Below are 7,908 nucleotides of genomic sequence, written 5' to 3' on the forward strand. Positions count from 1 at the left end.
CGTCGCCTCCGGCGATCGCTCGTTATCCGATGATGTGGGACCCGTAGAAGCTCTTGAGCGGGGCGCCGTCAAGGGCGGCAGGCCTTGCGCACCGCGTCGCAGACCCGGTCGATTGCGTCCGGCGACATGCTCGGCCACATGGGCAAACTCAATACTTCCATTGCCGCCGCTTCGGTCACCGGCAGCGGGCGTTGAAACGCCTGGTAAGGCGGCAACCGATACAGCGGTGTGGGGTAGTAAATGCCGGTTTCGACGCCGGCCTCTCGCAGACTGTCCTGAATCGCTTGCCGTCGCGGGGCGGGAACGCGAACAGTATAGAGCTGGAAGACGTGGCTATTGCCCGGCCGAACCACCGGTGGGGCGAGTCCCTCAATGTCGGCCAGTCGCGCGCCGTAAGCGTGGGCAATGTCGGCGCGTTTTACGTTCCATTCATTCAAATGCCTCAGACGTTGCGACAGGACAGCGCCTTGGATTCCGTCCATACGCGAGTTGTAGCCTACCAAACGATGGTCACCGCGACTGATCTGGCCATGGTTCCGGAGCTTACGGGCGTACTCGGCGATGGCGGGGTCGTTCGTCACCATCATGCCCGCGTCGCCGAGGGCACCCAGGTTCTTGGTGGGATAAAAAGAGAACGCCGCCGCCTCGCCCCAGGTGCCGAGGGCGCGTTCGTGGGCGTGTGCACCGCAGGCCTGGGCGACGTCCTCAATCAACTTCAGCCCGTGACGATCGGCCGCGGCCCGCAATGGGAGGAGGTCCGCACCCTGTCCGTAGAGGTGTACAGCGATGATGGCGCCGGTTCGTTCATTGATCTGAGCCGCCACATCGTTTGGATCTAAAGTAAACGTTTGGGGATCGATGTCCGCGAACACGGGTTTCGCACCGGCGTGGATCACGGCCTCCAGGGTGGCGACAAAGGTAAAAGCGGGCAGGATGACCTCATCGCCCGGACCGATGCCCGCCGCTTTCAGAGCGAACAGCAGGGCGTCGGTGCCCGAGTTGACGGCAACCGCCGATTCCACGCCGAGCCAGGCCGCGAATTCCCCCTCGAAACGGGCAACCGCCGATCCGAGCGTGAATTCGTGCGAGCGCAAGACCTGCCTGATGCCGGCCAGCATCTCTTCCTCATAGGAATCGATCTCGGGCGCGAGGTTAAACAAAGGGATCGGATCAATCTTCGACATCGGCTGTGATGTGCTCCGGTGAGTTTGCAGTTACCTGAGCGAGAAAATCCGCATTGCCACGGTCCATCGCGAGTTCGATCATTTGAATGACCCGAACAGCTTGTTGGCCGTCGCTGGTGGGACTGCGGCGGGTTCGAATACAGTCGAGAAATTCTTCAAGCTCTAGGGCGAGGGGTTGTGTATGTCCGCGATGGAGTACGGGAGATTCGCGGTCGTCTCGTGCCTGATCATCATCCGCAGCGGATGTGAGCCGCACCGTTTGCGCCAACTCGTCGTAGACCAAGGTGCCCCGGCTTCCCGTGATATCGAGCTGACGTCGCCTGACGGGTGACACCCAGGAAGTGTGAAGGTGGGCATGAACACCCCCCGGATACGTCAGGCTCAAGCGAACGTCGTCTTCAATGGCATCTTGTGTGAGCCGCCGGCCGTCAAAGCGCGCGCTATCGGGGAATTCGCCCAACAAGAAAAGTTGAACCGCGAGGTCATGACTCCCCAGGCACCAAAGGACATTCTCCACGTCCCTGACTCGCCCCATCCCGAGGCGGAATTGCCGGACGTTCTGGACGTCCCCCAAGCGACCTTCCGTAATGAAGTTTTTTATCCAGTGGATGGCCGGCTGATGCAACAGCAGATGGCCGACCATTAAAACCCGGTCCAGTCGTCGTGCGAGATCGACCAGTTCGATTCCCTCGGCGCTGGATAAGGCCAGAGGTTTCTCCACAAACACATCTTTTCCGGCGATCAACGCATCGCGGGCGATCCGATAGTGCGTTGCGGCGGGGGTGGCGATAGCAATCGCATCGACCGATTCGTCCAGCAGTGTTTGGTAATCCGTCTCGCAACGCAGGCCCGGTTCGTGTTCGCTGATCCATTGCCGAAGATTCGGCTCCGTTTCCGCCACGGCATGCAGGACGCCGGCATCTGCCAGATTGCGGAGAAGATTCCGACCCCAAGCGCCGCAGCCGACCAGCCCTACCCGGGGCTGCTGTCGTCTATCGGGCTTGATCATTTTGTGATTGTGCATAACGTACCGCCCGAGGGGCTTGGAGTTGAGGTTCGGCGGATGAAAGCGCTTGTTTGCTTGGAACTACGCTAACCTGACGGCCCTTGGCGATATCTTGCTCTGGGTCAAAGTCCGCGCCGTTAGGCGGCTTTACATGCGTTTCATGCTCTCACCAAAACGCGCCGTTGCAAAGACTCAGCTTCCGCGCAAGTCGCTATTTTGGCTGGTCTTCGAGACCATGTTCAGCTAACATTGCGCCCTCACCGTCGGCATCTTGGCATGTGAGATGGTGCCGCTTGGATGATCAAAGGGGAGTGAATCGTGGAACGCGAATCGATGGAATTTGACGTAGTGGTCGTGGGCGGCGGTCCTGCGGGCTTGGCGTGTGCCTGTCGGATTCTGCAGATGGCCCAAGAGGCCGGCAAGGAAATTGAACTGTGCGTCCTGGAAAAAGGTTCCGAGCTCGGAGCTCATAGTTTGTCAGGCGCCGTTTTCGAGCCGACGGCCATCAACGAACTGTTCCCCGATTGGAAGGAGCGTGGCGCGCCCCTGAATGTCCCCGTGACAGACGATGAGATGTTTTTCTTTCTCAACGAAAATCGTGGGATAAAAGCGCCCAATATTTTCCTGCCCAAGACCATGCGCAACCATGGCAATTACATCATCAGCCTTGGCCAGTTGGTGCGTTGGCTCGGCGAACAGGCCGAGGCCCTGGGGGCGAATATTTTCCCGGGCTTTGCCGCGGCGGAAGTGCTGTACGATGAGAACGGCGCGGTCAAGGGTGTGGCCACCGGGGATATGGGGATCGCCAAAAATGGCGAACAAAAGCCCTCGTTCGAACCCGGCATGGACTTATACGCCAAGTACACCGTGTTTGCCGAGGGTTGCCGCGGCCACTTGGGCAAACAGTTGATGGAGAAGTTCGACCTTCGCCAGGAATGCGATGCCCAGCACTATGGGATTGGGCTCAAAGAGATCTGGGAGATCGATCCAGCCAAACACAAGCCCGGCCTGGTGGTCCACACGGCGGGTTGGCCCATGAATGACCGCACCGAAGGGGGTGGTTTTCTCTACCACTGGGAAGACAACAAGGTCTTGTGCGGTTACATCATCGCTCTCGACTACACCAATCCGTATTTGCATCCGTTCAAGGAATTCCAACGCTGGAAGACCCAGCCGACGATCCGGCACTACCTGGAAGGCGGTAAACGCGTTTCCTACGGTGCCCGTGCCGTCAACAAAGGCGGACTGAATTCGTTGCCGAAGCTGATATTCCCGGGCGGAATGTTGGTGGGTTGCGATGCAGGCTTCCTGAATCCCGCCAAAATCAAAGGCAACCATACCGCGATGAAGACCGGCATGTTGGCCGCCGAGGCGATTTTCGAGGCCATCACCGCGGGCGACGAAGGTGGTCAAGAACTCACCGCCTATCCCGAGAAAGTCCGGAACTCTTGGGTGTGGAATGAGCTTTATCAGTCACGCAACTGGACGCCCGCGCTGCATAAGTTCGGTACCATGATTGGAGCGGCGTTCCAGTTTATCGATCAGAATATTTTCAATGGGCGTTTGCCTTTGAACTTGCGGGCGAAGGAGCCGGATTACGCGCAATTGATCCCGGCGGCCGCGGCGCAGCCCATTGACTATCCCAAGCCCGATGGAAAGGTCAGTTTCGATCTGTCGTCCTCCGTGTTCCTGTCAGGAACCAATCACGAGGAAGACCAGCCGGTTCATCTCACGCTGCGTGATCCTTCCGTGCCCATCGAGCAGAACCTGCCGAAGTATGATGAACCGGCCCAGCGTTTCTGCCCGGCCGGTGTGTACGAAGTGGTGCGTGAGGAAGACGGCCAGCCTCGCTTCCAGATCAACGCTCAGAACTGCGTCCACTGCAAGACGTGCGATATCAAAGACCCCGCTCAGAACATTAACTGGGTGGTGCCCGAAGGCGGTGGCGGTCCCAACTATTCCACGATGTAAAGCGTTGGATTGATCTGCCCTGATGGGGTGCGAAGGGCTGGCCGGGGTTTCTCCGGTCAGCCCTTCGCCGTTCTAACGGGTCGCCCCCGTCGTCGTGCTAACGCAAAGCTGGCTTGATTCGCTCAACGTACCTGAAGCCAGGTGCAGCGATCTTGGATCATGGGCGAGGAGAAGTCGGTTCCCAATCCACCCGCGATCAAGGCGATGACCCGGCGGTCGTTTTGGTAGCCGCTGTGAGCCGCCAACGGACTGGCAAACTCCCCCACACCCGCGATACTGATCACTTCGGCAACTTCCAGTTGGACGTTGACCAACGATGGACAAAGGCGGGAGTCCATGTGCTTGTCGAGGTACTGAAGTGGCACGGCGTAACTCAACAGATCATTCGGGTCGTTGAAGGCGACGATATTCAGAGCGCCCAAAGCCCGGTCATCCGCCAGCGGGGCGTCGATGCCGCAATACGCTTTGATTTTTCCCGTTACCTCCGGTGCCTTTCTGCCCAACTGCAATAAGGGCAACTGATTGGCCAGCATGAACACGCTGAATGTCTTCTCGCGCAGGATGTCGTGCGTTTCGCGAGCGACTTGGCTATCGCTTGCGGTATGGCTGACGTGCTCGGACATGGCTTCCATCGAATCGGTGATGATCCGGCTGCCCAGGCTATGCCCGACGAAAGCATAGTCGTCTCTTCGCAAGTGTTCAGGGATGGCCGGGTCGTGTGAATCGCAGGCGCCCTCTGTGTCGTCCTCGAACTGATCCCAATCCCGGCTGATCATCCAGCAAATGGACTGGCCGACCAGTTGCAAAATATCCCGTCGGGATTCACCCAAATAGATCAACGGGTCCGGCAGGTGTCCGTTGAGAAACTCCTTCATCGAGTTGTTGAAACTGGCCCGTTGAAATGAATACTCACCGGAGTTGTCGTAGGCGATGGATTCTTTCTCATCTTCCGTCAGCGCCGACCAATTGAGTTCGTAGAACAACATTTCCTGGCTTTCGTCCGAGTTGAGATATCGGCTGATCCGAAGCAGGCCGAGGGTTCGCTCGGGATTGTCAGGGTCCAGGATGTGCACATCTTTGATGCTTTCCGACACGACGTCCAAATTCAGCGCTTTCGCCAAGTTGATTTGCAAAAGCGTGGAATAGCCGGGTAGGTGGCTGCCGATGCCATGGACCATTAGGATTTTCAGCCGCGGCTGCCCGGCGTTTTGGTTTTCATTGGCTCCTGTCCCGTCTGCCGACTGGCGTGCCAGTTGAGACTGCAAGCCATTGAAGCCACGGCCGCGAATAAAGCACTCCCGATCGTCATGTTCCGGGCTGGGCTCCATCATGGCCTCTGTGACCCCGCGGGCGACGCTGGTGCAGCCCGCGTTGAGCGCGCCGAATCCCACAACGCTGATCAGGACGATGAGACGAATAGTGGCGAATTGTTTCATATCTTCTACTTTTGTAGTGGTTGGCAACCCTGAAACGCGTTGTTGATTCGAGGCTAAGGTTTGCCCATGCTGCCAAATCGCTGAGGCGATAGAAAGCTTTCTGAATAAGTACCCGCGAGGCGGAGTGCTGAGCTTGGGCCGAGTTTACGAATTTAGATAACAAAAAATCATCACTAGACCTATCTGAAATTATATTGGGGCACCCACCATGGCATGGCAGCCAAAACGCTTTCCATCCCTTTTATCGCCGTTTGTATTGGGCGATCACAATGTTCTGTTAGATGAATGCCGTCGGCGCGGAGTCGACCGATCTCATCGGTTGCGAGCGGCTTACATTCACACCTTGAGCCGGCTGTTCGCGCCACTGCGGTGGATCGAAAACACCTACTATCGCGAGCAGGTGTCCACCACGCCCATCGAGCACCCGCCGATTTTCGTTTTGGGGCACTGGCGCAGTGGCACGACCCACCTGCACAATTTGTTTACCCAGGACCCACAATTCGCCTATATATCCAATCTGCACACGGCGACAGCGTCGGCTTTTTTTTCCTTCGCGCGATTTCTTCATCCCTTGGCCAACTGGATCAGTCCAACGATTCGGCGTCCCATGGACAATGTGACCATGACAGCGGTAACGCCGCAGGAAGAAGAGTTTGCTTTGTGCGGCCTCTCGCCCTATGCGATGTACTTCCATTGGCTCTATCCGCGCAGCACGGTTGAATATGTGCGCAAATACGTGCTGTTCGAGGGTGTTTCGCCGGCAGTGGTCTCGGAGTGGAAACGGACCTACCACTATGTCTTGCAGCAAGCCACGCGCTACCACCAGGGTAAACGCTTGGTGCTGAAAAACCCGCCCAACACCGGTCGGCTCAGTGTTTTGCGTGCGTTGTACCCAGACGCCAAATTCGTGTTTATCCATCGTGACCCGTATACGGTCATGCAGTCGACACGGAAGTTGTATGAAGTCATTCTGGGCGGGTTCCAGTTGCAGGACATTTCGGCCGCCGAGATCGACGAAATTATCCTGACCGTTTATGAGGAGATGATGAGACGGTATCTCCGCGACCGGGCGGATATTCCGGCCAACCAGTTGTGTGAGGTCAGCTTCGCCGATCTTGAAACCGACGCAATGGGCGTCATGGCTTCGATTTACCAACAGCTTGAGCTGCCGGGTTGGGGCGCCGCGGAACCCCTTGTTTCCGAGTACTTGGCTGGACAGGCGGGGTATCAAAAGAACCGCTTCGCGGACGACGAGGCACTCATCGAAATGGTGAACGCGCGGTGGGGGTTTGCCTTCGAAGCGTTCGGCTACGAAAAAGCAGGTGAGTTTTCGCCGGATATTCAGTCGGAACGCCAAGATGCCGCCGGGGATGGCCGCAGGCGATAGTATCCGCAGGGAGTCTGCCAAACAGGGAGTCAGTGATATGGGGCGTTGCGTGTTTTTCAATCTGCCGGGGGCGAGTGGGCACATCAACCCGACCGTTGGCGTCGTGAAGGAGCTGATCAACCGGGGGGAAGAAGTCATCTATTACGCGGGCGAGGATTCGCGCGCCAAGTTTACCGCTCTCGGTGCTGAGTTTCGCAACTACGAACAGTGGTTTGACTATCACCACAACGCCGAGACGGGTAAAAACATCCTGACCATGGCGCTTGCGGAAATCCACATGACACTGGATTGCATCGAGCCGCTGCTGGAGATTACGCGTCGGGACGACCCGGACTACATCGTTTACGATTCCTGCTGCGTTTGGGGTAAGTACATCGCCCAGGCTCTGAACAAACCGGCCGTTGCCTCCATCACCACCTTGGTCAGTTCTCCCTGGATTATGCTGAGCGACTGGCGTTTGTCGCTGCATGTGGCCGGTGTGCTGGTGAAAGGGGTGGGGTTGATTACCTGGGGACGCCGGGTGGGAATCGAACTCTGCGAGAAAATCGGCGTGGAGTTTCGCGGGATTTTCTACCACGTGTTCGACTTTTTCGCCTGTTTGGGCGACCTCAACATCGTATTCAACACGCGTGAGTATCAACCCTTCGCCAATCAATTGGTGGGGGACTTTCGCTTCGTGGGCGCCTCCGTTCCGGACGGGCGCGACGCCGGATCGATGAAGCTCGACTTTTTCAACAAGAAGAAGCTGGTGTACGTATCACTCGGTACCCTGCACAACCAGGATTTGGGTTTTTACCGCACGGTCATGGACGCGTTGGCATATGAAGATCTGAACGTGATGATGTCCATCGGCCGCAATAACTCAGTGGCCGATCTCGGACCCATTCCCGACAACTTCACGGTAGAGAACTTTGTCCCGCAGCT

Annotated in this window: 6 protein-coding genes; 3 read left to right on the forward strand and 3 right to left on the reverse strand. The window is 57.5% G+C overall.

Annotation, left to right across the window (positions count from 1 at the left end; all coding sequences use genetic code 11):
- Positions 1 to 68 precede the first annotated feature (68 nt).
- Positions 69 to 1,184: a DegT/DnrJ/EryC1/StrS family aminotransferase gene (locus tag SVU69_08490; GenBank protein ID MDY6943038.1), complete on the reverse strand. Its 1,116-nt coding sequence runs from the start codon at positions 1,182 to 1,184 to the stop codon at positions 69 to 71.
- The gene (locus SVU69_08495) at positions 1,171 to 2,208 is read right to left on the reverse strand and encodes a Gfo/Idh/MocA family oxidoreductase (protein MDY6943039.1); all 1,038 of its coding nucleotides are present in this window, start codon (positions 2,206 to 2,208) and stop codon (positions 1,171 to 1,173) included. Before SVU69_08495 ends, SVU69_08490 begins: the two co-directional genes overlap by 14 nt.
- A 300-nt stretch (positions 2,209 to 2,508) precedes the next feature.
- Here SVU69_08495 and SVU69_08500 point away from each other — a divergent pair, with 300 nt between their 5' ends.
- Positions 2,509 to 4,161: an electron transfer flavoprotein-ubiquinone oxidoreductase gene (locus tag SVU69_08500; protein ID MDY6943040.1), complete on the forward strand. Its 1,653-nt coding sequence runs from the start codon at positions 2,509 to 2,511 to the stop codon at positions 4,159 to 4,161.
- A gap of 122 nt (positions 4,162 to 4,283) precedes the next feature.
- Here the strand turns inward: SVU69_08500 and SVU69_08505 are convergent, their stop codons facing one another.
- Positions 4,284 to 5,597 (reverse strand): hypothetical protein, encoded by a 1,314-nt coding sequence (locus SVU69_08505; GenBank protein ID MDY6943041.1) that lies wholly within the window; start codon positions 5,595 to 5,597, stop codon positions 4,284 to 4,286.
- 208 nt (positions 5,598 to 5,805) lie between these two features.
- Between SVU69_08505 and SVU69_08510 the strand changes: the two genes are divergently transcribed.
- Positions 5,806 to 6,984: a sulfotransferase gene (locus tag SVU69_08510; protein ID MDY6943042.1), complete on the forward strand. Its 1,179-nt coding sequence runs from the start codon at positions 5,806 to 5,808 to the stop codon at positions 6,982 to 6,984.
- Between the two features lie 37 nt (positions 6,985 to 7,021).
- The coding region (locus tag SVU69_08515) for a hypothetical protein (GenBank protein ID MDY6943043.1) at positions 7,022 to 7,908 on the forward strand (887 nt) is incomplete at its 3' end.

This window comes from Pseudomonadota bacterium (assembly GCA_034189865.1).
Lineage (GTDB): Bacteria > Pseudomonadota > Gammaproteobacteria > UBA5335 > UBA5335 > JAXHTV01.

Excerpts from the sequence above, each read along its gene's own strand:
- SVU69_08490 (MDY6943038.1), bottom strand. The coding sequence starts at position 1,184 with ATGTCGAAGATTGATCCGATCCCTTTGTTTAACCTCGCGCCCGAGATC.
- SVU69_08495 (MDY6943039.1), bottom strand. The coding sequence starts at position 2,208 with ATGCACAATCACAAAATGATCAAGCCCGATAGACGACAGCAGCCCCGG.
- SVU69_08505 (MDY6943041.1), bottom strand. The coding sequence starts at position 5,597 with ATGAAACAATTCGCCACTATTCGTCTCATCGTCCTGATCAGCGTTGTG.
- SVU69_08510 (MDY6943042.1), top strand. The coding sequence starts at position 5,806 with ATGGCATGGCAGCCAAAACGCTTTCCATCCCTTTTATCGCCGTTTGTA.